The 21,978-nt window shown below is 56.1% G+C and carries 27 protein-coding genes and 1 tRNA gene; 16 read left to right on the plus strand and 12 right to left on the minus strand.

Features of this window, described 5'->3' with window-relative positions:
• Position 1: 1 nt before the first annotated feature.
• Positions 2–949: a hypothetical protein gene (locus A11S_RS00735; RefSeq protein ID WP_015466556.1), complete on the minus strand. Its 948-nt coding sequence runs from the start codon at positions 947–949 to the stop codon at positions 2–4.
• 138 nt (positions 950–1,087) lie between these two features.
• Here A11S_RS00735 and rpoN point away from each other — a divergent pair, with 138 nt between their 5' ends.
• Both rpoN and hpf read left to right on the plus strand, forming a co-directional pair.
• Positions 1,088–2,584 carry an RNA polymerase factor sigma-54 gene (gene rpoN, locus A11S_RS00740; protein WP_015466557.1) on the plus strand — a complete coding sequence of 499 codons (1,497 nt, stop codon included), beginning with the start codon at positions 1,088–1,090 and terminating at the stop codon, positions 2,582–2,584.
• Positions 2,585–2,946: 362 nt separating this feature from the next.
• The gene (hpf, locus tag A11S_RS00745) at positions 2,947–3,564 is read left to right on the plus strand and encodes a ribosome hibernation-promoting factor, HPF/YfiA family (protein WP_015466558.1); all 618 of its coding nucleotides are present in this window, start codon (positions 2,947–2,949) and stop codon (positions 3,562–3,564) included.
• 86 nt (positions 3,565–3,650) lie between these two features.
• Here hpf and A11S_RS00750 read toward each other — a convergent pair whose 3' ends face one another.
• Together A11S_RS00750 and A11S_RS00755 are read right to left on the minus strand one after the other, a co-directional pair.
• Positions 3,651–3,989 carry a hypothetical protein gene (locus tag A11S_RS00750; RefSeq protein ID WP_081604734.1) on the minus strand — a complete coding sequence of 113 codons (339 nt, stop codon included), beginning with the start codon at positions 3,987–3,989 and terminating at the stop codon, positions 3,651–3,653.
• 143 nt (positions 3,990–4,132) lie between these two features.
• Positions 4,133–4,981 carry a PleD family two-component system response regulator gene (locus A11S_RS00755; protein WP_015466560.1) on the minus strand — a complete coding sequence of 283 codons (849 nt, stop codon included), beginning with the start codon at positions 4,979–4,981 and terminating at the stop codon, positions 4,133–4,135.
• 233 nt (positions 4,982–5,214) lie between these two features.
• Here A11S_RS00755 and A11S_RS00760 point away from each other — a divergent pair.
• The 6 genes from A11S_RS00760 to A11S_RS00785 all read left to right on the plus strand — a co-directional run bounded on the left by A11S_RS00760 (position 5,215) and on the right by A11S_RS00785 (position 9,314).
• Positions 5,215–5,301, plus strand: a tRNA-Leu gene (locus A11S_RS00760).
• Between the two features lie 94 nt (positions 5,302–5,395).
• Positions 5,396–6,010 carry a ribonuclease D gene (locus tag A11S_RS00765; protein ID WP_015466561.1) on the plus strand — a complete coding sequence of 205 codons (615 nt, stop codon included), beginning with the start codon at positions 5,396–5,398 and terminating at the stop codon, positions 6,008–6,010.
• A 16-nt stretch (positions 6,011–6,026) separates the two neighbouring features.
• Positions 6,027–7,058 carry a KpsF/GutQ family sugar-phosphate isomerase gene (locus tag A11S_RS00770; protein ID WP_015466562.1) on the plus strand — a complete coding sequence of 344 codons (1,032 nt, stop codon included), beginning with the start codon at positions 6,027–6,029 and terminating at the stop codon, positions 7,056–7,058.
• A gap of 29 nt (positions 7,059–7,087) precedes the next feature.
• On the plus strand, positions 7,088–7,717 hold the full coding sequence (locus A11S_RS00775; RefSeq protein WP_015466563.1) for a DedA family protein: 630 nt from the start codon (positions 7,088–7,090) through the stop codon (positions 7,715–7,717).
• Positions 7,714–8,403: an LPS export ABC transporter periplasmic protein LptC gene (lptC, locus tag A11S_RS00780; protein ID WP_015466564.1), complete on the plus strand. Its 690-nt coding sequence runs from the start codon at positions 7,714–7,716 to the stop codon at positions 8,401–8,403. Before A11S_RS00775 ends, lptC begins: the two co-directional genes overlap by 4 nt.
• Positions 8,400–9,314 carry an LptA/OstA family protein gene (locus A11S_RS00785; protein ID WP_015466565.1) on the plus strand — a complete coding sequence of 305 codons (915 nt, stop codon included), beginning with the start codon at positions 8,400–8,402 and terminating at the stop codon, positions 9,312–9,314. Before lptC ends, A11S_RS00785 begins: the two co-directional genes overlap by 4 nt.
• On the opposite strand, the gene A11S_RS00790 is transcribed toward A11S_RS00785, so the two are convergent.
• A complete protein-coding gene (locus tag A11S_RS00790) occupies positions 9,311–10,006 on the minus strand; it encodes a hypothetical protein (RefSeq protein ID WP_015466566.1) in 696 nt (231 codons plus the stop codon). The genes A11S_RS00785 and A11S_RS00790 overlap by 4 nt on opposite strands.
• Before the next feature lie 32 nt (positions 10,007–10,038).
• A complete protein-coding gene (locus A11S_RS00795) occupies positions 10,039–10,443 on the minus strand; it encodes a hypothetical protein (RefSeq protein WP_235067854.1) in 405 nt (134 codons plus the stop codon).
• A 116-nt stretch (positions 10,444–10,559) separates the two neighbouring features.
• On the opposite strand from A11S_RS00795, the gene A11S_RS00800 reads away from it, so the two are divergent.
• From A11S_RS00800 to A11S_RS00810, 3 genes are all read left to right on the plus strand, one after another.
• Positions 10,560–10,745, plus strand: a complete 186-nt coding sequence (locus A11S_RS00800) for a zinc-finger domain-containing protein (protein ID WP_041802824.1) — start codon at positions 10,560–10,562, stop codon at positions 10,743–10,745.
• 207 nt (positions 10,746–10,952) lie between these two features.
• Positions 10,953–11,432 (plus strand): Hsp20 family protein, encoded by a 480-nt coding sequence (locus A11S_RS00805; protein ID WP_015466569.1) that lies wholly within the window; start codon positions 10,953–10,955, stop codon positions 11,430–11,432.
• Between the two features lie 94 nt (positions 11,433–11,526).
• Complete coding sequence (locus tag A11S_RS00810; RefSeq protein WP_014101741.1) at positions 11,527–11,766, plus strand: DUF1150 family protein; 240 nt, start codon at positions 11,527–11,529, stop codon at positions 11,764–11,766.
• 78 nt (positions 11,767–11,844) lie between these two features.
• On the opposite strand, the gene A11S_RS00815 is transcribed toward A11S_RS00810, so the two are convergent.
• From A11S_RS00815 to A11S_RS00840, 6 genes are all read right to left on the minus strand, one after another.
• Positions 11,845–12,042 (minus strand): hypothetical protein, encoded by a 198-nt coding sequence (locus A11S_RS00815; protein ID WP_015466570.1) that lies wholly within the window; start codon positions 12,040–12,042, stop codon positions 11,845–11,847.
• Positions 12,043–12,426: 384 nt separating this feature from the next.
• On the minus strand, positions 12,427–12,906 hold the full coding sequence (locus tag A11S_RS00820) for a PTS sugar transporter subunit IIA (RefSeq protein ID WP_015466571.1): 480 nt from the start codon (positions 12,904–12,906) through the stop codon (positions 12,427–12,429).
• 202 nt (positions 12,907–13,108) lie between these two features.
• Positions 13,109–13,735, minus strand: a complete 627-nt coding sequence (gene recR, locus A11S_RS00825; RefSeq protein WP_015466572.1) for a recombination mediator RecR — start codon at positions 13,733–13,735, stop codon at positions 13,109–13,111.
• Entirely contained in the window at positions 13,732–14,580 is an 849-nt protein-coding gene (locus tag A11S_RS00830; RefSeq protein ID WP_015466573.1) for an FAD-binding oxidoreductase, read from the minus strand. The genes recR and A11S_RS00830 overlap by 4 nt, the downstream gene beginning before the upstream one ends.
• A 44-nt stretch (positions 14,581–14,624) precedes the next feature.
• Positions 14,625–15,347, minus strand: coding sequence for a LolA family protein (locus A11S_RS00835; RefSeq protein WP_041802308.1), 723 nt, complete (start codon positions 15,345–15,347; stop codon positions 14,625–14,627).
• Positions 15,348–15,457: 110 nt separating this feature from the next.
• On the minus strand, positions 15,458–17,953 hold the full coding sequence (locus A11S_RS00840) for a DNA translocase FtsK (RefSeq protein WP_015466575.1): 2,496 nt from the start codon (positions 17,951–17,953) through the stop codon (positions 15,458–15,460).
• Between the two features lie 348 nt (positions 17,954–18,301).
• Between A11S_RS00840 and A11S_RS00845 the strand changes: the two genes are divergently transcribed.
• The 4 genes from A11S_RS00845 (at position 18,302) to A11S_RS00860 (ending at position 20,816) form a co-directional block, all read left to right on the plus strand.
• On the plus strand, positions 18,302–18,670 hold the full coding sequence (locus tag A11S_RS00845) for a hypothetical protein (protein ID WP_015466576.1): 369 nt from the start codon (positions 18,302–18,304) through the stop codon (positions 18,668–18,670).
• A gap of 57 nt (positions 18,671–18,727) precedes the next feature.
• Positions 18,728–19,681 carry an SPFH domain-containing protein gene (locus A11S_RS00850; protein WP_015466577.1) on the plus strand — a complete coding sequence of 318 codons (954 nt, stop codon included), beginning with the start codon at positions 18,728–18,730 and terminating at the stop codon, positions 19,679–19,681.
• Between the two features lie 117 nt (positions 19,682–19,798).
• Positions 19,799–20,239 carry an NfeD family protein gene (locus A11S_RS00855; protein ID WP_015466578.1) on the plus strand — a complete coding sequence of 147 codons (441 nt, stop codon included), beginning with the start codon at positions 19,799–19,801 and terminating at the stop codon, positions 20,237–20,239.
• 16 nt (positions 20,240–20,255) lie between these two features.
• Entirely contained in the window at positions 20,256–20,816 is a 561-nt protein-coding gene (locus A11S_RS00860) for a hypothetical protein (RefSeq protein WP_041802310.1), read from the plus strand.
• Between the two features lie 15 nt (positions 20,817–20,831).
• Here the strand turns inward: A11S_RS00860 and A11S_RS00865 are convergent, their stop codons facing one another.
• A complete protein-coding gene (locus A11S_RS00865; protein ID WP_014101753.1) occupies positions 20,832–21,011 on the minus strand; it encodes a hypothetical protein in 180 nt (59 codons plus the stop codon).
• 259 nt (positions 21,012–21,270) lie between these two features.
• On the opposite strand from A11S_RS00865, the gene A11S_RS00870 reads away from it, so the two are divergent.
• The gene (locus A11S_RS00870; protein WP_015466580.1) at positions 21,271–21,897 is read left to right on the plus strand and encodes a c-type cytochrome; all 627 of its coding nucleotides are present in this window, start codon (positions 21,271–21,273) and stop codon (positions 21,895–21,897) included.
• Positions 21,898–21,978: the final 81 nt, after the last annotated feature.

The raw sequence follows: 21,978 nt of genomic DNA on the forward strand, positions 1-21,978 counted from the left end.
TTTAGCCCAGGATTTTTTTCAAACTTTGTGAACACTGCGCCAGTTTTTGGCGCGGTGTTTTTTTATACAATGCCGCGATAAAGGCGTTGTAATTCATCTTGTTCATATACGGGTGGGGTGTGAAATATTGCACCATGTGCGCACACTCCGCCGCGGTCAGGGTGTGCAGGCTGAGGCCCACATGCTGTAACGCCTGTTCTAATTCCTGCATATAATCGTCAATATGATCGTTGATGTATTGCTGGCGCGTTCCTTCCGGTGCGCCCACCCATGCAAATCCGGCCAAGGCCTTGGCGATGGCGGGTATGGCGTTTTTATCTGCGTGCAATTGGAACGATTTCTGTCTTTGCGGCGGATATGCGGATGCCGCTGCCAATACATGCCCGCCATTATGATGCAGGAAACTGATCATATTCGCCGCCGTTGTTCCTTGCTCGTATGCATCATCAAACACAACGAAATATGATGGCGCGTTGTTGTTACGATCCATAAAGGGCAGGGGGTCGATCTGATGCGCGGCGACAAATCCGAAATGATGTTTGGCGCGCAATGTTTGCACCAAACCCTGTGCCTTGGAACTGGACCGATTCAAATGTCGCAATTCGCACAATCCTGTGGCCAGTCGCCAATCCACGCGCGGAATATGGCGTCGCAATTCGGTTTGAAACCGCCTGGCCATCAAGGTTAAATTTTGCGGTTCTGGAAAAATGCGTGATGGGCTTTTGTGCGGATAGGCAATGGTCACAATATTATCCGGTGCATCTGTGCCACGGATTTTATCCAACTGCGCTAAAATTACATCTTTAAAAACGGACAGGTCGATCGGCTGTGTGTACCCCTTCACATGCACGACGTCGGGAAAATCATCGCGCAGCGGCAGGCGTGTATCCACATTCACCAACGGGCGTGGTGCGGCATGGGTTTGGAAAAGCTGCGCCAGAAAACTCACGGGCCATGTCTTTCGGTTGATGCGCGGATCGGGGGACCCTAAAGCGCCGTTTAAATTATGTCAAACATTCCAGGGGCATACCCATATAACCCTCTGAAAGCCCCATGATTTCCGCCAATTTTGTGGTATAGTTATTGCATGTCCAATGTGTCCCAACGGCTGGATCTTCGCCAGTCTCAAAACCTCGTCATGACCCCGCAACTGCAACAGGCCATCAAGCTGTTGCAGATGAATAATATCGAACTGGCGGAATATATTGAGGAAGAGCTGGAAAAAAACCCGCTGCTGGAAAAAGGTGAACCCGACGCGCAGGCCAGCGTTGAAGGCGAGGCGGACACAACCGCCGCCGAATCGCCCGCCCCGGAACGCGATGCGCTGGAAAGCGGGTTTGACGAAAACTGGACCGGGAATGAAGCCGACACGCCATCCTCAACGGCGGCCAATGCGGGCGATTACACCGGGGCCGATGCGTATAGCGGCACGGGCGCGGGCGGACGCAGCAATTTTGAAAATGATGAAAACTCTCTCGAAAATACGCTGACGCGCGATAAGACACTGCGCGAACATTTGCTGGAACAGGTGGCGGTGGATACGTCCGACGCGCGTGATCGCATGCTGGCCGCGCTGTTGATCGACCAGCTCGATGAAACAGGATATTTGCGCGAAGGTGCGGAAACATTGGCCGAACGGCTGGGCTGCCCGCTCGACCGGATGCAGGCTTTGCTGGCGCGCCTGAAAAAATTCGATCCGCCGGGAATCTTTGCCCGCGACCTGTCCGAATGTCTGGCCCTGCAACTGGATGACCAGGGGCAGTTGGATCAACCGATGCGCATTCTGCTGCAAAATCTTGATAAGCTGGCCAGCCATGATTACGACGCGCTGGCGCGGGCGTGCGGCGTGAATGAAACCTATCTGCGCGATATGATTGATGATATTCGTGCGCTTAATCCGCGGCCTGCGTCATCCTTTGACCATTTTGTGGTGCAGACGGTCATTCCCGATGTGGCGATGCGCCCGATCCCAAAATCCGAAGGCGGCGGCTGGCGCGTTGAATTGAACAACGATGCCTTGCCACGCGTTCTCGTCAACCAATCCTATTACACGACCGTGGCCGGACAGGCCAAAAGCCGTCAGGACAAGGATTACCTGAATGCGCAGATGAACGCGGCCAGCTGGCTGGTCAAGGCGTTGGACCAGCGCGCGAAAACGATTTTAAAGGTCGCCGCCGAAATCGTGGAACAGCAAAACGCCTTCTTCCTGTTCGGGATTGAATTTTTGCAACCGCTGACGTTGAAAGACATCGCGGAAAAAATCGAAATGCACGAAAGCACGGTCAGCCGTGTGACGACGAATAAATATATCGCCACGCCGCGCGGCATTTTCGAAATGAAATATTTCTTCTCCACCGCCTTGGTCGCGGCGGATGGCACCAGCCATTCGGCGGAGGCGGTGAAAGCGAAAATCAAATCCATGATCGATGCGGAAAAATCCGATGCCGTGCTGTCCGACGATGCCATCGTCGATGCGCTGAAGGCCGAGGGCATTGATCTGGCCCGCCGCACCGTGGCCAAATACCGCGAAGGCATGAACATCCCATCCTCGGTCCAGCGCCGGAAGCAGAAGAAAAACGCCTGAGGGTTTCAGCCCTCTTTTGGGTCATTCCCGCGACAGCCGGAATGCGGAGAAGAGGGCGGATGGGCTGTCTGGATTCCCGCTTTCGCGGGAATGACAACACGGGGTGGCGAGAGTTAAGAAATTTTATTCTTGTCATAATGACCAATTCATTGATTTATATTGATTTCTTGCCTTTCGATACGGGGGGTAAGTTAAGTTGATGTCAATGATTTGCGGACTAGACTCAATAATACGGGGGTACGAAGGCGCGCGACGCGCTTTTGATGGTCCCTGAACCGTGGAGGATTTCGCTAAATAAGCACGTCACAATCATCCCGCCTAAATCGCAAGATTTTTCTAAACCAAATGTAAGGACGAAAACCATGGAACTATCCGTTCAAGGCAAACAGATCAATGTCGGCGACGCACTGCGCGCCCATGTCCAGGAAAAGCTGGAGGATCTGAACGCCAAATTCTTTAATCGCGCGATTGATGCAACGGTCATCTTCTCGCGCGAGGGCCATGCGTTTTTCAATGCGCATGTATCCATTCGCATCGGTAAAAACATCAACGTCGTCGCCGAAGCCGAAGACACCGACATCTATGCCGCCTTTGACCAGGCTGCGGTGAAGCTGGCCAAGCAATTGCGCCGTTACAAAAACCGTCTGCGCGATCATCATCGCCGTGCCGAAGACATGCCGGACGATACAATCCTGCAAGCCCGCAGCTATACCATCGCCCCGGAACAGGATGATGAAGATACAAAGGAATCATCCGGTGAACAGGCCCCGATCATCGTCGCGGAAATGACCACCGACATCCTGACGCTCAGCGTGTCCACGGCCGTGATGCACATGGATCTGATGCACCAGAATGCGCTGCTGTTCCGCAACGAAAGCCACGGTGGCCTGAACATGGTCTATCGCCGCCCGGACGGGCATGTGGGCTGGGTCGACCCGGTCGGCAACGGCCTGTCCGCGCACAAGGAAGCGGCGGAATAATCATCCAATTTCTCTTGAAACGTATGAACAAGGCGGCCCCGGTGGCCGCCTTGTTTTTTCATGCGTATGCGGGGTTCGCCCACGCCTTACTCTTTTTCCGACACATAAACGGCGCAATCCTCCGCCCCGACGCGCAACACCGCCATATGGGTGTAATGCGCCACGCGGTCGCCGCCGATGCAAAAATCGTAATACAAATTGGCCGGGAAATAATGATCCGCCGTGGTCGCCACCACGGTGGCATCCCCAAACGCAATGTAAACCGGCGCGGTGGCACAGACGCTGACGATCCGCGTGTCATCATCAAACGCGGTAGCATTCCGGCTGGACGTGGCCCCGGCGGTCAACGCATGCGCCCCCCCAGATTTCAGCCGCACGGCGGGGATGGGGGTATTATCACTGTCACGGGGCAGTAAAGTTGCCATTCTCTCTCTCCTTCCAATCACAATAAAAAACGCGCCGAACCGTGGGGTCAGCGCGCAAAAAAGCCGGGTAAAAAATGGATACAGTGATCCCGGCGACAGGGGCAGTATCGCCGCGGGTTAGTGGATTGTCAAGGAAATTATTCCTACGCCATCGACCCGATCGCAAATTCCGTCGCATGACCCGGTTGAACCGTGTGATCCGCGTGCAAGGCGCCGACGGGGAGGTCGACGAGGGTGACGTAGAGTTGGACGCCCATCTGGCCGCTGGAGGACAGGTCGGCGTTTTTCGACAAAGCCTCGGCAAAGCGGGTGGCGGCTTCCAGCGGTTCGGTTTCGTATTGGGGCCGTTGCAGCATCAGGCAATATTCGTTTTTGCCCGTCTGCGCGATGATGTCGCTTTGACGGCGCAGGCGGACCAGGCTTTGCGACAGGCGTGCGGACAAGGCGGCGGCGGCGTAGGAGCCATCAACCTCCAGCACGTCCTTGTGGTTTTTGATGCCGATAAAGACGAGGTAGGAGCGTTCGCCATACCGGTCGGCCCGGTCCAGACAGGACAGGAACAATTGGTTAAAGGCGGATTTGGCAATCACGCCCCCGGCGGACGGGAAATCCTCGGTATCATCGCCAATCCGGGTGATCAGGCTGGTCAGCCGTTCGGCGTTTTGGGCCATTTTTTCCAGCCCCGCCCCGTCGATGGGTTTCAGCATGACGTCATTGGCCCCGGATTTCAGGGCCTCGACCCGGTCCATGGACCCGGACATCAGCACGATATAGGGATAATTCCGCACCGAACGGCGGATGCCCAGAATGATCGGGCGGGCGTTGTTTAATGGCGCGGGGTCGATAAAGACCGCGTCAAAGGGTTCCACCCCCAGCCGTTCAATCGCGTTGTTTTTCACCGCTTCCTCCACCACCGTATGGCCGGCGGATTGCAGGCGGGAGGAGACGAGCTGGGTCGTCAGGCTGTCGCGGTCGATTACGAGGATTTTCATGCTGGGCGGATCCCTTGAAACCCCCGGATTTCCGGGGGGATATGTCTTAAATAAAGGCCTGATTATTCTATCCTATTTTCCCATTGTGCCAAGGCTGGTCTTAAAAAATGGGTAAGAGGACACAAAATCCCCCAAAACCGGCAATTCCGCCCCAAAATAGTGCTTTACAAGGGCATGAGGCTTCGCTAATTAAAGGGCCTTCGCCGCGAGGCGGAGGAAAATCCAAATGCCGTGCCCAGGTGGCGGAATTGGTAGACGCGCACGGTTCAGGTCCGTGTGGCCGAAAGGTCGTGGAAGTTCGAGTCTTCTTCTGGGCACCATTTATTTAGAGTATGAGAGGCTTTCGCCTTGAATGACGATCACCCGCCCGCGATAATGTGGCGGGTTTTTGTTTTTTAACCATAAGGGATACCCATGACCATCACACTGCATAAGGGCGATCTGCCCGCGGGATTGAATTTCGGCACCGTGATTGCCGTTGATACCGAAGCCATGGGTTTGAACAATCACCGCGACCGTTTGTGCCTGGTGCAACTCTCTGCCGGGGATGGCACCGCCCATCTGGTGCAGTTTGAACGGGGCCAGTATGACGCGCCGAATTTGAAAAAATTGCTGGGTGATCCGAACGTTTTGAAACTGTTCCATTTCGCCCGGTTCGATGTGGCGATTATCAAACATTATCTGGGTGTGGATTGTAACCCGCTGTGGTGCACGCGCCTGGCGTCCATGCTGTGCCGGACCTACACCGACAAACACGGCCTGCGCGAATTGTGCCGCGAATTGCTGGGCATTGATCTGAACAAACAACAACAATCCTCCGACTGGGGCTATGACACGCTCAGCCCGGAACAGATGAATTACGCCGCCAACGACGTGCTGCATCTGCATGCGTTGAAGGAGCGTCTGGAAATGATGTTGAAACGCGAAAACCGTCTGGAGCTGGCCCAGAAATTGTTCGATTTCGTGCCGACCCGGGCGCAACTGGATTTAATGGGCTGGCCGGAAACTGATATTTTCGCCCATAACTAAAACAAGAAAGATCGCCATGATGACCGCACCGCGCTTTGACGCCGACACCACGCCGATGGACACCGACAAGGCCGCGCGCGATATCGCATCGGGCCGCCGCACCATTGAAACGGAAGTGGCCGGTCTGAACGCGCTGGCCGCGTCGATGGACGATAATTTCGCCCGCGCCGTCGCCACCATTCAGGCGATGAAGGATACGGGCCGGGGCCGTTTGATTGTGGCGGGTATTGGCAAAAGCGGCCATATCGCCAAAAAACTGGCCGCGACCTTTGCCTCCACCGGTACGCCGTCCTTCTTCGTCCATCCGGGTGAAGCCAGCCACGGCGATTTGGGCATGGTGACGGAAGACGATATCGTCCTGCTGCTGTCCAATTCGGGGGGCAGTGCGGAACTCTCCGACCTGATCCATTATACGCGCCGTTTCGGCATTACCTTGATCGCCATGACCAGCAACGCTGACAGCGCGCTGGCCAAACACGCGGATCAGGTTTTGTTGCTGCCGAAAATGCCGGAAGCCTGCCCCATCGGCATGGCCCCGACGACATCCACCACCATGACACTGGCGCTGGGCGATGCGATTGCCGTGGCGCTGCTGGAACGCATGGGATTGAGCAAGGACGATTTCAAAGTCTGGCACCCGGGCGGCAAATTGGGCCAGCGTTTGCAAAAGGTTGCGGCGTTGATGCACGCCTATGACGCTTTGCCTCTGATCGATCAATCCGCCACGATGGATCAGGCGATTTTGATGCTGAGCGCGAAAAATCTGGGCGTTGTGCTGGTTCTGGATTCATCGAAAAAACTGGCCGGGATTATCACGGATGGCGATTTGAAGCGCCACATGGGCCCGGACCTGCTCTCCCGTAAAGTCAGTGAGATTATGAGCAAGAACCCGCGCACCATCGCGCATGACGCGCTGGCGGTGGAGGCCGTGGACGTCATGACCAAAACGCCGGGCCAATATCTGACCAGCCTGATCGTTGTTGATGATGAAAACAATCTGACCGGACTGATCCGTTTGCAGGATTGCCTGCAGGCTGGAATCGTTTAACCCCACATTCTGATAAAAGGCGTACCATTATGCATTTTGATATTCTGCACCTGATCGAAACACTGGGCATGTGGGGCGTCTGGGCCGTGGTGTTTGCCGAATCCGGCATTTTGTTCTGCTTCTTTATGCCGGGGGATTCGTTGCTGTTTGCCGCCGGCGTTCTGGCGGGACAGGATTTGATGCCGATCGCTTTGCTGGCGGGCGGGTGTTTTATCGCCGCGGTGACAGGAAATTTGCTGGGCTATGAGATCGGCAAGCGCGTGGGTATGAAGATCATCAATCCGCGCACGGAAAAATTCCTGAAGCCGGAATATCTGCAAATGACCTCCGATTTCTTTGAAAAACACGGTAAAATGGCCGTGGTTCTGGCCCGGTTTATGCCGATCATTCGCACCTTTACGCCGTTTCTGGCGGGCATGGTCGGTATGTCGTATCGGGTGTTTTTCATTTACACCATTGTGGGCGCGGTTTTCTGGGCGATTGGTTTGACCATGCTCGGCTTCTTCCTCGGTGATCTGATCCCCCAGGACAAGATCGACATGTATATCCTGCCGATCATCTTGCTGATTATCCTGATCTCCGTTTTGCCATCGGTGTTCCATATCTGGAAAGAAATGCGCGCGCGCAAAGCCGTTGCACCCGAGAACGATAAAGCATGATTCCCGGCGGCGACGACCATGACCTGGATCGGGACCGTTTGTCCCAATTGTTGCGCCCCGATACACGGGAACGGGCGCGGCTCAGGCTGACAGGGCAACGCCGGACCTTTGTCATGCGGTGGATACGCCTGTTGTTGCCGATGGCGGCGCTGGCCATTGTTGCGGTCGTCATTGCGTGGCCGAAGATGGAAGACAACATGGCCCCGGTCCGCAAGGAAGAAATCCTGCCCCAGACGGTTGGCCGAAACGAACTGATCAATCCGCGCTTTGAAAGCGAAGACAGCGACGCCCAACCCTTCACCGTCACCGCCATATCCGCGACCCAGGACAGCAACGATCAAACCCTGATCCTGTTGAACAAGCCGAAGGCGGATATCAAGCTGAATTCCGGGCACTGGATCGCGGGCGAAGCGGACCAGGGCGAATATCGTCAGGAACAAAAGAACCTGACGCTGACCGGGAATGTCCGCCTGACCCAGGATGAAGGGTATATGATGGAAACCGCATCCCTGTTCGTCGATATGAACACGCGCAAGGTCAGCACGACCGACGCCGTGCGCGGCAGCGGCCCGGCGGGCACATTACAGGCCACCGGCATGCAAGGTGATGGCGTCAGCGGCGTTCTGGTGTTCACCGGACCCGCAACATTGGTTCTCAACCGCTCTGTGAAGGGCTTGTCACAATGAAAAAACTTCTCGCTCTGTTTCTTGTTTGCGCGCTTTATACGCCGGCGGCCTTTGCGCAAGGCGGCAATTCATCCGAACCGCTGGAAATCAGCGCGGATAAAACGCTGGAATGGCACCGCAACGACAAACGTTATATCGCCAAGGGCAAGGCCGTGGCGCAGCAAGGTGATACAACCATTACCGCGGAAACGCTGACCGCCGATTACCGCGAAGCAAACGGCAAAGATATGGATATTTACCGCCTGACCGCGGAACAGAATGTTACGATTACATCGGGCATCAACACCGCCTATGGCAATCATGCGGTCTATGATGTGGACAGCGGTATGGCCACGCTGACCGGTGGCGATTTGCGCATGACCTCGCCCGAACAAACGGTCACCGCCACGGACAAGTTCGAATATGACGTGAATGGCGGACGCCTGTCGGCGATGGGCAATGCCAAGCTGGTGCGTGGTGAAGATGTTTTGGAAGCCCCCGTCATGTCCGCGTTTTTCGCCGCGCAAAGTGCGGATGAACAAAAATCCCGCAAGCTGGAGCGGATGGAGGCCACGGGCGGTATCAAAATCACCACCCCGACGGAAATCTTGACGGGTGATCGCGGTGATTATGACGCGGCCACCAATGTTGCGACCGTGACCGGGAATGTAAAAATCACCCGGGGGCAAAATATTCTGGAAGGGGAAAAGGCCACCGTAAACCTGACCACGAATGTCAGCACCCTGACCGGAAATACCGTGCAAAAGGGCAGTGACGGCCGCGTCCGTGGCGTGTTCTACCCGGATGATAAAACGAATGACACGCCCGTGCAGCCGGTTCAGCCCAAGGCTGAATCAAAACCGGAACAAACCGATTTAAAACCGATCATCACGGTCATTCCCGCCCCGGCGGATGAAACGGTTACGCCTTAACGCGCGATCAAAACGCGATAGAAAATATACTGGTTCGCGTTCGTATCACGGAAGCACCCGGAACTGTGATTGCGCAGGCGGTCTTCGGTGTCGTCATCGCCCAATGTTTGTGTCCCGGCATAGGTGCCATCAAACAATGTGAAATCGGCTTGGGCGTCGACGGGGATGGCGGCGCTGTCGCTCTGAATATCCACCAGCACATTGATCCATTTACACACATCGGCGCGCAAATCCCGCACCATCATGATCAGGTCTGCCGATGCCGCCGTGCCCGCCGTTGTTCCGGCCCCGATAAATTCGTTGCTCCCGGTAAAGACCATGGATGGAACACCAACGCCGGATGCGGCGTCGATGGTTTTTAAAACCACACCGCCGCCGGTGGGGTCGAAGACTTCGAAATCGGGGTTGGTTCCGGGGGTGCCGTACGTCGCGGATAAATCATCATGCGCGAAACTGACCTGCGCCGCCGTCGCACCGCGCAGGCGAATTTGCGCCACGGCCCGGGCCACGGTTTCACCATATTCGATGATGTCGGATGCCAATAATTTGTCGCGGTCGCGTTCCAGCGTTTGCACCGACCCGCGATTGCCCTGCGAAATCGCAAAGGACAACGCGCCGAACAAGGCCACGCCGACAAAGATATAAAAGAAAACGTTGCCGCGTTCATTGCGGCGGTGATCAATATGCGTCATAGGATAATGATGCCCGATGCGGGGTCTGTTGGCTAGGTCTTCACGATAAAGGCTTTGAATTCAGACTGGTTGGATTTGGGGATGTGCACGGGCATGGTGTGCACGCCATGCGCCGCCAGCGTCAGAAATGTGGCGCGGCCCGAACCGATTTCAATATTATCCATCAACCCAATCCCCAGAATGGGCATTTCCAATGTGGTCCCGGATGAAATTTTATCTTCGATCTCGGCCCGTTTGGGTTGCTCCTTTTCCGGCAATTCCCCCACATCCTTGATGCGCCCATCGGGCAACATCCATTCATAGGAGAAGAGCGACATCTGCCAGCTTTTCAAAACTTTGGGCACGTCGATCATGACCGTTTCATAACGATCTTCCCGCCCCGCGGTCACGGGGTTGGCGATGAAGTCCGGAATTTTAATCGCGTCTTTTGTGGCCATGCGCTGTTTCACAATCGGGCCCCGATCCCCTCTGGACGGGCTTACCCCTTTTTTATAAAGTGTGCCGGTAACAAATTGGTAAACGCGCATTCGATCGCGTTAAAGGTTTTATGATTATGACAATGCAAAACGCCTCCACCCAACCCCCTGAAATCATTGTTGTTGATGCGGATTGCGACGAAGTCTGCTGCGATGGCGGGGGCGGGGCTCTGGGCCACCCGATGGTCTGGTACACGTTTGATGGCCGGAAAACCGTGGAATGCATGTATTGCGACCGCCAGTTTGAGCAGAAATCCGCATAAACTGCGAAAATCCGCCAATTCATCGCCCTCTAATTTTGAACCCCCGGCCTTGATGAAGGCGGGGGGTTTTCTATATATTTAAATGGATGGTGCCGGATGGCCGGGCCATCGATTGCACACCACCAGCGGTGCCGGGTATCCGGGCTTTTTCGGGGGTGGGCGGTCTGAACAACACCAAACCTCGCTTATCGTTGAAGGAGGATTATTATGACATCACGCCTGACCGTGTTCGATTCACCCCTGTTTCTGGGCTTCGAACAATTTGAACGCACACTGGACCGGATCAAAAAAACATCCGACGGTTATCCGCCTTATAACATTGAACAGATCGGGGAAACGGGGCTGCGCATTACGCTCGCGGTTGCCGGGTTCACCATGAATGATCTGGATGTTGAAGTTGAAAACAATCAACTGACCATCCGTGGCCACCAAGCCGAAGACGACGATACGCGCCTGTACCTGCATCGCGGGATCGCGGCACGACAATTCCAACGCTCGTTCATTCTGGCTGACGGTATTGAAGTCGATGGTGCGTCGCTGGATAACGGTCTTCTGCATATCGACATGAAACGGGTCGAACCCGAATCCGCGGCCCGTAAAATTGCCATCAAGGACCAAAATGTAATTGGCCAGAATGGTCATTCGTCCCGCAAGGCAATCGACGTTGAAGGCCAGCACAACAAATAAGGCCTGAAACCACCCGCATACCCCTAAGCAACGCGCATTGTCTTAAGCGTTGCTTAGGATCTTTCCTATACATTCTACCGAAAGGGGAATTGCCATGACGGACTGCAAAACCACGGACTGCAAATCGGCGTCCGCCCTTCGCGACATTTCTGCGCAGGATTTTCTGGGCTTTGGCGTGCAGCATGTTGCCTATGTGCGCCCGGCCATTCTGAACGGCCAAAAGGTGTTTTCCATCCATGCGGCTGATGGGACGCCACTGGGGTACCACGATAATTTCGATGCGGCCCTGGTGCTGACCCGCCAGAATGATCTGGAACCCGTGCGCGTCCAATAAGGCGCGCCGCGATATCATAAAAACAAAAGCCGGTCGTTGGACCGGCTTTTTTCATGGGCGCAATATGGTGCGGGTGGCTTATTGCTTGATGTCGTTGCTGGCCATCGCGCGCAAATTCATGCGCAGGTTTTGCCATTGGCGCGCCGTTGTGTGGCGTTGGTCTTCGGTTTTGTCGCTGTTGCGGACGATCAGTCCACGGATGAAACCCTTGCGCGGAATGAAATGCTCGCGGCTATAGCTGCGGATAATCGACGGAATATTCAACATGATGTTCATCGGCTCCCTTTGCCCAGATGGGCGTTTTTATCGCGCGCTGCTTCACGATCGGGCTCGTCCCGAAAGGCCAGCGCCGTCAACACAATAATGCTACGGAGTATTTACATATCCATACACGAACCTGCGAAAAAGTCAAGAGACAAGCATACTTACACGCAATCGCGGGATGGATGAGGGCGGTGAAAAACGGGCGCGCCGGTGTCAAACCATAGGAAATCCGGCCTTGCCCGCCATTGCACACGCTATATAATTTCCATAACTATACATACAGTGTACAGGGTTATTGTGATGCGATTGTGGAAATTGGGCGCGGATTGCGACGAATCGGACCGAATCGGGGGTTCTTCGGGATAGGTGTGGTGTTTTCCAACACCGGGCGGTGGATTATGCCGCGAACATTCCGCCCGTGCGCACCATCGGGGCGTCCAGGGCCATGCGAATGTCGCTTTCACTGCGGGCGCGGCGCAACGCGGTGCAGACCGCATCATCCCGCAACAGGCGGGACAGGCGCGCCAGACGGCGCAGATGCAACGGGCCGTCGGCTTCCGGTGACAACAGCATGGCGACAATATCCACGGGCTGGCGATCCACTGCATCGAAATCAACGGGGCCGGCCAAGGTCATCATCACGAAAACTGGACGGTCCAGCAGGCGCAGCCGCAGATGCGGAATGGCAACACCACCGCCAATACCGGATGTGGCCTGACGCTCACGCTGCAACAAACGTGCGGCGATGGCGGCGGGTTCCATAGAGGCAGGGGAGGCGGCCAGATCGGCCAGACGGTCAATGATTTTTCGGCGGGTGGGCAATTTCGCCAGCGGCAAAACAAGGTCGGCGTCGATGTGAAATACCGAGTCGGACATTCTGTCTTTTCCCGTTCCTTTAAAAACCAAGTGAACGATAAGGCAAAGAATCTACGCCGTTCTTTGTACAGCGTGTGATTCGCTTCGCCAACGGTTTCTGAATCATGTGATTCATTTTAATCACAACTTTGAGATTACCGTAAGATGGGTGTTTGTTACGGGAAACCAGCGCGCGCGTGAACTGGACCCGCGATCATATTATTCACGCGCGCGATTTCAACGCCGTGGCGATGGTGCCATCATCCAGATAATCCAGATCGCCACCCACGGGAATGCCGTGCGCCAGCCGTGTGATTTTCACGCTCTGGGTCCCGGTGGCATTTCCATTCAGACGGTCGGTGATGTAATGGGCTGTGGCCTGTCCGTCGACTGTTGCGGCCAGCGCCAGAATAATTTCATCAAATCCGTCCCGGTTCACGCGCTCCAACAACGATGTGATGCGTAAATCCTGCGGCCCGATCCCGTCCAATGCCGACAACAAACCACCCAGGATGTGATAGCGCCCTTTATACGCACCAGTGCGTTCAATCGCCCATAAATCCGATACGCCGGAAACGACGCACAATGTGCGCGCATTGCGGCTGGTGTCCTGACACACGCGGCAGGGATCGACCATGTCCAGATTGCCGCACGCCGAACAGGTGCGAATGGTTTCCGCCGCATGGTCCAGCGCATGGGCCAGCGGTTTCATCGCACTGTCCTTGCGTGACAGAAGATGCAGGGCAATGCGCCGCGCCGACCGTGGCCCCAGACCGGGCAGATTGGCAAACGCGCGGATCAATTGATCCATCGGTCCGTCATCGCGCCCGTAATTGTTGCTCTGGCTCATGGGTGATGTCCCGTTGGCTGGCGACCCAAACCGCCGGCGCGGGCGGCTGAATCATCGGTATGAATATCCCCGCGATGGGCCTTGTGCGCCAGCAATTGCGGAATGACGGCGGACACCATCGGTGGCGGCCCTGCAACATAGATGGACGCACCGGACAAATCGGCATGATCGTGAATCACAACGTCGCCGACCATGCCACCCTTGGCATCGGCCGGGCGGCTTTTGTCATCTTGTACAACGGGGACGAATCGAAATGTTGGGTGCGTGGCCTGCAGCGTCCGGAAATGATTGGCAAGGTACAGGTCGTCGCCATGGTTGACGCCCCAATACAATGTGACCGGGCCCGGATGTCCGGTGTTCAACGCGGATTCAACGATCGCCTTCATCGGTGACAATCCCATGCCGCCGGCAATCGCGATAATCGGTTTCACGCATCCCGGGGCCAATGTGGCATTGCCCATGGGGGCGGTGATGGTGACATTGTCACCAATTTTCAACTGCGTGGTGACGTGCTGGCTGGCCGCGCCGCCCGTATTTCGGATGTGAAATTCCAGACGGTCGGCGGTGCCATTGGCATCGGGCGCATTGGCAATGGAATAAGACCGCGCGGGCAAACCCGCCACGGCCAGATCGGCATAATGCCCGGCCCGATAGGTCAGGCGCGCATTGTTGGAGAGGCGCAGGCGCAGAATGCGGATATCGGCGCTGGGCGCATCAATCCCCTCCACCACCGCATCAAGGGGCGCGGGTGGCGGTGCAGGGGGCAGGGCGGCACACATTCCGGTGCATGAACCAGATGTGTGCGCGGCTGCCGGATCAGCGCTGGCTTTCAGCGTATCGCTCAATCGCGGTCTCCGTTTGCTGGCCATTCAAGATGCCTCGTTATACCCTATTGGTTCAGCGAACCAGGCTTTTTTTGCGGGTCGCGATAGACAAATAAATCACGCTCCAGCGCAACACCGGTCTGCATCTGGAACAATTCCACTTCGCTGACCGATCCCTGTGGGTCGACGACACGCCATTTTTTCAACTGGAACGGCTCCCGCGTGAAGCCCAGGGTCAGGCTGCCCGCACCCGCATCGGCGCTTTGGCTCAGTTTAATCTGGATCAACCCACCGCTTTCCACCACGCTGTCGACCTTCACATCGCCGGACAGGCGAATGTCACTGCGCAGCAGGAAGTCGGCCAGCGTCTGGCCAATCGGCGCGTTGGATTGTTCGCCCAGATTGGCGTCATAGAAATAGATGAACACGCCATCGGCCACGACGAAATCCTTCACCGGATCATCATAATCAAACCGCAAGCGGCCCGGACGGTTCAGGTAGAACGTCCCGATCAATTGCGTGCCGTTCCCGGCGGTGAGCAGGAAGCGCGCCCGCGCGGTTTTCAGGGCCTGCAACCATTGCTCGGCCTGTGCGGTCACGGCGGCGGCCTGGTCCGGGCTATACGCAATCACGCCGGGGGCCAGGGCCGGAACGGCCTGCGGCGCCGTGACGGCGGTTGCGGGCATGTCTGTCGGGGCTGCGGTTTGGGCGGCTGCCCCGGTGCCAATGAATGCCACGGCCCCCAAAAGAGCCACCCCGGTCAAAACTGTCAAAATACGTGTTTTCATGGGGTCATTTGTACCCAAACAACCCGGCGAAAGAAAGGCATGAAGAAGGCCGGATCAGGGTGTATCCCGAACCGGCCTTGTTGCGTGGTTATGGTAATATATGCAAGGGGTCAGGCGTCCGAATAATCCCCGACCAGAACTTCGCGTTTGCCTGTCGCACTCGCGCGGCTGACCACGCCCTGGCGCTCCATCTCCTCCATAATCCGCGCGGCGCGGTTATAGCCGATCTGGAAGTGACGTTGGATAAAGCTGGTTGATGCCTTGCGTTCGCGGGCGACCAGCGCGACGGCCTTGTCGTAGAACTCATCGCAGTCATTGCCGCCGCCGCCTTCGCCGAACATCGCGGACATGATTTCGGAATCACCGAAATCGCCGCCCTCGGTGACATCGTCGATATAAGACGGTTCGGCCTGGCTCTTGATGAAGGTGACAACGTTTTCGACGTCATCATCCGCCACGAACGGGCCATGGACGCGCGTGATGCGGCCGCCGGATGCCATGTACAACATGTCACCCATGCCCAGCAATTGTTCCGCCCCGCCTTCGCCCAGAATGGTGCGGGAGTCAATTTTGGATGTGACCTGGAACGAAATCCGGGTGGGGAAGTTGGCTTTGATAACGCCCGTAATAACGTCAACGGACGGACGTTGGGTGGCCATGATCAAATGGATACCGGCGGCCCGGGCCATCTGGGCCAGACGCTGGATCGCGTTTTCAACATCCTTGCCCGCCACCAGCATCAGGTCGGCAAATTCATCGACCACAACGACGATATACGGGATTTCATTCATATCCATCGGCTGTTCTTCGAACACGGGCTTGCCGGTGTCACCGTCAAATCCGGTCTGAACACGACGGGTCAGAACCTCGCCCTTCTTGCGGGCTTCGCGCAGGCGTTCGTTATACCCCTCGATGTTCCGCACGCCCAGTTTCGACATGGCGCGGTAGCGGTCTTCCATCTCCTTGACCGTCCATTTCAGGGCGACAACGGCCTTGCCGGGTTCGGTCACGACAGGGGACAGCAAATGCGGAATGTCATCATAGACGGACAATTCCAGCATCTTCGGGTCAATCATGATGAAGCGGCATTTCTCCGGCGGCAGGCGGTACAGCAGCGACAGGATCATCGTGTTCACGGCGACCGATTTCCCCGAACCGGTGGTCCCGGCGACCAGCAAGTGCGGCATGCGGGCCAGATCGGCGATGATTGGTTGACCACCGATATCCTTGCCCAGGATCAACGGCAACGCGCCCTTGGCGTCCTGAACATCCGATGTTTCCAGCATTTCGCGCATAAACACGGTCTGGCGTTTGCGGTTCGGCAATTCGATACCAATGACGTTGCGACCCGGAATAACGGCGCACCGCACCGACGTGGCCGACATGGACCGGGCAATATCGTCGGACAGTGAAATCACGCGCGATGATTTCACGCCCGGTGCGGGTTCCAGTTCGTACAATGTCACAACCGGGCCGGGGTGAATGGATACAATTTCCCCCTGAACATTGAAATCCTGCAACACGGTTTGCAGCAATTCGGCATTTTTCTGCAACGTGGCTTCGTCCATCTGCCCATCGCCCAGATTGTCCGGCAATTCGCGCAGCAAATCGGTGGACGGGAATTCCCATTCGCCATCGGCGGTGGCCAGCGCCAATTGGCGTTGCTTGGTGGATGTTTTCGGGGCTTTTTTCATGGCCTTTTCCGGCTTGACGACTTTGGCGGCCTTTACCGGCGCGCGCAGTTGCGGGGCGGAATCTTCATCCTCCTCGTCCACTTCTTCCTCGTCATCGTCTTCGTATTCCTCGTCGTCCTCATCCTCGTCTTCTTCCTCATACTCCGCGTCAATGACGTCGTCGTCATCATCGGCGGTGATGCGGGCGCGGCGGGACCGGGATTTCGGAGCCTCCAATTGGGTCAGGCGTTCGCGGGCCGGGGCGACGTATTCCGGATCGGAATAATGACGGACCCAATCATAAAACGCATGGGCGGCCCCCATAATCTTTTCGGCTGTCCATGCGGCCATGTACCGTACTGAATCCCAGACATAAACGACCTCATCCTTCGTCACGGCCATGGCCAGCGGCAGGCAGGCCAGCGCCCCGACCGCTGCAATCATGGCGGCAATCGTGTGTGCGCCCAATCCGGTGGACGACCCCGGCAACCATCCGGCCAGCGTGTTCAGCAGGACAACACCGCCACTGCCACCCAACCAATCCTGCGTCATCCATCCGCCAGAGGGCAGGCGGGCCGCCGCGGTGGCGGTAAACAACGCCGCCAGAATGGTGAACACAAACCGCAATGTCAGCGGGCGAATGGGTGTGCGGCGAATAACCCGCGCGCCAAGCGCAATCAGCACCAGCGCAAACACGCACGACCCGATGCCCAGCGTTTGCAAAAACAAATCCGACATAAACGCCCCCGGCGTGCCCAGCCAGTTCTGCGTACCCGCCAGCATGTCATCGGCGGCGCTGGCCGTGTTCATCGACGGATCGGCGGGGTGATAGCTGATCAACGCGGCCACCATGGCCAGCCCGGCCAGCGCAATCGCGCCGCCAAATCCATCAACCAGACGGTTGGCGGCAAAGGCCTGAATCCGCTCCGGCACAAAGGAGGGCCCCTTTTGACGGGATGAAGAACGGGAGCGCGAAGAACGGCGGGAACGGGCCATGGCGAAAGACAGTCCAGAGGGTATGATTATGAAAAAATGACCCGAGAGGGCCGGTTTGAAAGGGTAAGGCAAAGCACCTTGTCCACCATTTTATCCCCAGACTCCGCCCTATACAAGCGGGGATCAGTACGGAAAATGGGGTTTGTGCGGGGGATAAAAACAGCCCGTTAACGCTTTATTAAAGTTTTTAGCCAAAATTCAGGGATGGAGAGTCCTGCGCTTTCTCCAAGCGCCGGGGTGTGTGTTTTTTGAAATTGATATTTTAGACGAAGCAAGGGGTTTTCAATGCCTTCAGCCGCCATGCGCGATTCTGCCAAGAAATCCGCACCACCGGGCGCCATCGAATACAGCGTCTACAGCTTTCAAAAATCTGGCGGGGCCTCGGGCGATCGCTGGAAAAAACACGACTCCTTTTCCGACATGACCAAAGCGGTCGAACAGGCGGAAACCTTGTTCGCCACGGACGAATATTGCCGTGTCGAAATCAAACAAAAATACACCGACCCGAAAAACAACCGCTGCGTCGATATGACGCTGAAAACATATGAGCGCAAAGGGATCCGCATCTCCGGCACGGTCATGGCGCTGGGTGGCGCGGTGGTGTGTGGTGTGATTGCCTTCGTTGCCGCCTATATTGTCGGCACAAAAATGTAATCGAATCCCTGCTTTCCTCCTGCGTTTCGCGCTCCTCAACACAAGGACATTTTCTCCATGGACGGTTTTATTTCCTTCGGTTTTATCGTGTTTATCATGTTCCTGTTCGTGGCGTTCAAGGGCGTCATCACAGTGCCGCAGGGCTATGAATACACGCTGGAAATGTTCCGCCGTTACACCCGCACCTTGGGCCCCGGCTTGCACCTGATTATTCCGTTTGTCGAAGGCATCGGTGCCCGCATCAACATGATGGAACAGGTGCTGGACGTCCCGTCGCAAGAAGCCATTACCAAAGACAACGCCATGGTGAAGGTCGACGGCGTCGTGTTCTTTCAGGTGATGAGCGCGGTCAAGGCCGCGTATCAGGTGTCTGAACTCAATCTTTCCATCCTCAACCTGACCATGACCAATTTGCGGACCGTGATCGGGTCGATGGATCTGGATGAATTGCTGTCACAGCGGGAAAAGATCAATCACCAATTATTGCGTGTGGTGGACGAAGCCACGGCCCCATGGGGTGTCAAAGTCACGCGTATTGAGGTGCGCGATATTTCTCCGCCGCGCGATCTGGTCGATTCCATGGCGCGCCAGATGAAGGCCGAACGCGAACGCCGCGCCGTCATTCTGGAAGCCGAAGGGATTCGCCAGAGCGAGATCCTGCGCGCCGAAGGTGAAAAACAAGCCGCCATTCTGGAGGCCGAGGGTCGCAAGGAAGCTGCCTTCCGCGATGCCGAAGCCCGCGAACGCGAGGCCGAAGCCGAAGCGCGTGCAACACAGATGCTTTCGGATTCGATTGCGAACGGGAACGTCAATGCCATCAACTATTTCGTGGCCCAGCAATATGTGGAAACGCTGAAGCAATTTGCGATTTCCCCGAACCAGAAACTGATCTTCATGCCGCTCGAAGCCTCCGGCGTGATCGGCGCATTGGGCGGAATCAACGATCTGATCCGCGATGCGGGCCTGGCGCGCGACAGCGCCGCCGCAACAAAAAGTCCGTGGAAAGAATAACCCCGCCAGTATGACGAAATAGAAGGAACGTGATGATGGAATCACTAAATTTATTCTGGGGCTGGCCCGCGGCGTTTCGCCGCAATCAATAAAACGGATAGAGGCGGAACGATAATCATGGAATCACTGAATTTATTCTGGGGCTGGTTCGCCCTTGCCGCGTTGTTTCTGGTGATGGAAATGGTGCTGCCGGGCTTTGCGTTCTTATGGATCGGCTTGGCCGCGGCGATTGTGGGGGTGATTGTTTTTGTCGCGCCCATGCTGACCCTGCCGGTACAAATCGCGTTATTCGGCGTGCTGGGTGTTGCGGCCTATTTTGTGTCCCGCCGCTTCCTGCCGCAAAAAACACGCGAAGAACCGGGCGGTATCGGCAACAACGTCCATGCCCGCCATATAGGCACCACCGTTATTCTGGAAGAAGCCATCGAAAACGGCCGCGGCCGCGCCCGTGTCGGCGACACAACATGGGCCGTCGTCGGGCCGGATGCCCCCGCAGGGACATCGGTGAAAATTATTGGATTAAAAGACGAAACGACGTTTCGGGTTGAGCCTGTTTAATATATGGGGCCGCTGCATGGAAAAGAATATCGGGCAGAAAATCTGCAATATTCTGTTCAGTGAAAATTTGTATTTTGAAAAAACTTCTGGCGATCTGGAGATTTTTTACCCTTGGTGCGGGCCAGGCGATGCCTTCTATATCAATAAAGAGCAAAAAAGATGGATTTTGCTCTTTATTAGAACCTCGATGGTTTTGTTTTTATCCTCGGCTGTTTTGTTAACGGCTCTATCCGAAGCCAATGCCGTTAGCTTCGATACACTATTTTACGCGGGGCATCTTTTTCTCTGGGTGTCGTTTAGTGTTCTGTGCGGCAGTCTGCTTTTATTCGGTAGATTTTTTGGTCCTTTCATTGTCCCTGCGCACGAGCAGGTCAAACGGACACCTTCTTGGATTTGGGGGTATCTTTTTATATTTTCAGCGTGGCTTTTGATATTACTTATGGGATACGCGCCCATAAGTAATATGGACTCACCCCCCTTCTTGATGGGGATGGTCGTCATGGACGGTATTTTCGCCGCGCTATCGGGTTGGCTTCTGTGGCGCAGTAAAACAACCGGGCTTTATTTCTTCACGTAAGCCCCGGCGACCCCATCACTCCCCGTCCGGTAAATGCCCCAGCGGATCGGCTTCGACCATATTCGCTACCTGTTCAAACACGGTGGCGTTTTCTTCCATCTGGTCTTTCAGGACCGGGTTCTGTTCGGCCACGGTGCGGAAGAAGAAAGCGGCGTCGCGCAGCAGGCGGGCGGCCAGTTCGGCGTGGGTTGCCATGGGGGTGTCCTCGGGGTTGGGGGTGGGGGCCGCCGAAAAAAGGGGCCTGAAAAACGATGCGAACAGTGTAGGAGCTTCACGCCAGTGCGCCTAGGTTAAATATTTTGTCATAATGTTGCATTTGTTCCGCAATCACCCCCATCCACCCCTTGGCTTTTTGTCCGTTTATCTGTATACCGCAAGGGGTGGGGGCCAAACGGGTCGCCGCATGTTAAACCTTTCTTTCCGTACGCGTTTTTGAGATTAGGGTCCGCACACCATGGACAACATGGAATTTAACAAAATTTTCGCCGCCGTGTTGGTGGCCGGTATTGTCGCCAGCCTGACGGGATTCATTTCCCACACGGTGATTCATCCGCACAAGCTGCATGAAAATGCATACAAGATCGAAGGCGTGGTCGAAGACGGCGCTGGTGCTGTTGCCGCTCCGACGGGCCCGCAACCGATTTTGGCGATGCTGGCCTCTGCTGATGTCGCGCGTGGCGAGCAAGCGGCCAAGGCCTGCGCTGCCTGTCACAGCTTTAACAAAGGCGGTGCCAACGGCATCGGTCCGAACCTGTACGGCATCGTGAACGCGAACAAGGCACACCTGGCTGGCTTCGCCTATTCCGATGGCATGAAGACCAAAGGTGGCAAATGGGATTACGACAGCCTGAACCATATGTTGTGGAAGCCGAAAGCCTATATTGCCGATACGAAAATGAACTTCATTGGCCTGAAAAAACCAGAAGATCGCGCCGCTGTTATTGCATGGTTGCGCACCTTGTCTGATTCTCCGGCGGCTCTGCCGTCCGCGGCCCAGATCGCAGCAGAAGAAGCTGAATTGGCTCCGCCCGCTCCGGCTGCTGACGCGGCCCCTGCGGCAGAGGCCGCCCCGGCACACTAAGCGTCTGCGACAGATCAAATAAAAAATCCCGCCGTTCGGTTCGAACTGGCGGGATTTTTTTAACCACGGATGGCGATTGAC

Source organism: Micavibrio aeruginosavorus EPB (assembly GCF_000348745.1).
Classification (GTDB): Bacteria; Pseudomonadota; Alphaproteobacteria; order Micavibrionales; family Micavibrionaceae; genus Micavibrio; species Micavibrio aeruginosavorus_A.

Excerpts from the sequence above, each read along its gene's own strand:
- A11S_RS00790 (WP_015466566.1), bottom strand. The coding sequence starts at position 10,006 with ATGACGCATATTGATCACCGCCGCAATGAACGCGGCAACGTTTTCTTT.
- rpoN (WP_015466557.1), top strand. The coding sequence starts at position 1,088 with ATGTCCAATGTGTCCCAACGGCTGGATCTTCGCCAGTCTCAAAACCTC.
- A11S_RS00775 (WP_015466563.1), top strand. The coding sequence starts at position 7,088 with ATGCATTTTGATATTCTGCACCTGATCGAAACACTGGGCATGTGGGGC.
- A11S_RS00870 (WP_015466580.1), top strand. The coding sequence starts at position 21,271 with ATGGACAACATGGAATTTAACAAAATTTTCGCCGCCGTGTTGGTGGCC.
- A11S_RS00855 (WP_015466578.1), top strand. The coding sequence starts at position 19,799 with ATGGAATCACTGAATTTATTCTGGGGCTGGTTCGCCCTTGCCGCGTTG.
- A11S_RS00820 (WP_015466571.1), bottom strand. The coding sequence starts at position 12,906 with ATGTCCGACTCGGTATTTCACATCGACGCCGACCTTGTTTTGCCGCTG.
- A11S_RS00850 (WP_015466577.1), top strand. The coding sequence starts at position 18,728 with ATGGACGGTTTTATTTCCTTCGGTTTTATCGTGTTTATCATGTTCCTG.
- recR (WP_015466572.1), bottom strand. The coding sequence starts at position 13,735 with ATGAGCCAGAGCAACAATTACGGGCGCGATGACGGACCGATGGATCAA.
- A11S_RS00785 (WP_015466565.1), top strand. The coding sequence starts at position 8,400 with ATGAAAAAACTTCTCGCTCTGTTTCTTGTTTGCGCGCTTTATACGCCG.
- lptC (WP_015466564.1), top strand. The coding sequence starts at position 7,714 with ATGATTCCCGGCGGCGACGACCATGACCTGGATCGGGACCGTTTGTCC.
- A11S_RS00810 (WP_014101741.1), top strand. The coding sequence starts at position 11,527 with ATGACGGACTGCAAAACCACGGACTGCAAATCGGCGTCCGCCCTTCGC.
- A11S_RS00835 (WP_041802308.1), bottom strand. The coding sequence starts at position 15,347 with ATGAAAACACGTATTTTGACAGTTTTGACCGGGGTGGCTCTTTTGGGG.
- A11S_RS00750 (WP_081604734.1), bottom strand. The coding sequence starts at position 3,989 with ATGGCAACTTTACTGCCCCGTGACAGTGATAATACCCCCATCCCCGCC.
- A11S_RS00770 (WP_015466562.1), top strand. The coding sequence starts at position 6,027 with ATGATGACCGCACCGCGCTTTGACGCCGACACCACGCCGATGGACACC.
- A11S_RS00865 (WP_014101753.1), bottom strand. The coding sequence starts at position 21,011 with ATGGCAACCCACGCCGAACTGGCCGCCCGCCTGCTGCGCGACGCCGCT.
- A11S_RS00755 (WP_015466560.1), bottom strand. The coding sequence starts at position 4,981 with ATGAAAATCCTCGTAATCGACCGCGACAGCCTGACGACCCAGCTCGTC.
- A11S_RS00860 (WP_041802310.1), top strand. The coding sequence starts at position 20,256 with ATGGAAAAGAATATCGGGCAGAAAATCTGCAATATTCTGTTCAGTGAA.
- A11S_RS00795 (WP_235067854.1), bottom strand. The coding sequence starts at position 10,443 with ATGGCCACAAAAGACGCGATTAAAATTCCGGACTTCATCGCCAACCCC.
- A11S_RS00845 (WP_015466576.1), top strand. The coding sequence starts at position 18,302 with ATGCCTTCAGCCGCCATGCGCGATTCTGCCAAGAAATCCGCACCACCG.
- A11S_RS00765 (WP_015466561.1), top strand. The coding sequence starts at position 5,396 with ATGACCATCACACTGCATAAGGGCGATCTGCCCGCGGGATTGAATTTC.
- A11S_RS00800 (WP_041802824.1), top strand. The coding sequence starts at position 10,560 with ATGACAATGCAAAACGCCTCCACCCAACCCCCTGAAATCATTGTTGTT.
- A11S_RS00805 (WP_015466569.1), top strand. The coding sequence starts at position 10,953 with ATGACATCACGCCTGACCGTGTTCGATTCACCCCTGTTTCTGGGCTTC.
- hpf (WP_015466558.1), top strand. The coding sequence starts at position 2,947 with ATGGAACTATCCGTTCAAGGCAAACAGATCAATGTCGGCGACGCACTG.
- A11S_RS00815 (WP_015466570.1), bottom strand. The coding sequence starts at position 12,042 with ATGAACATCATGTTGAATATTCCGTCGATTATCCGCAGCTATAGCCGC.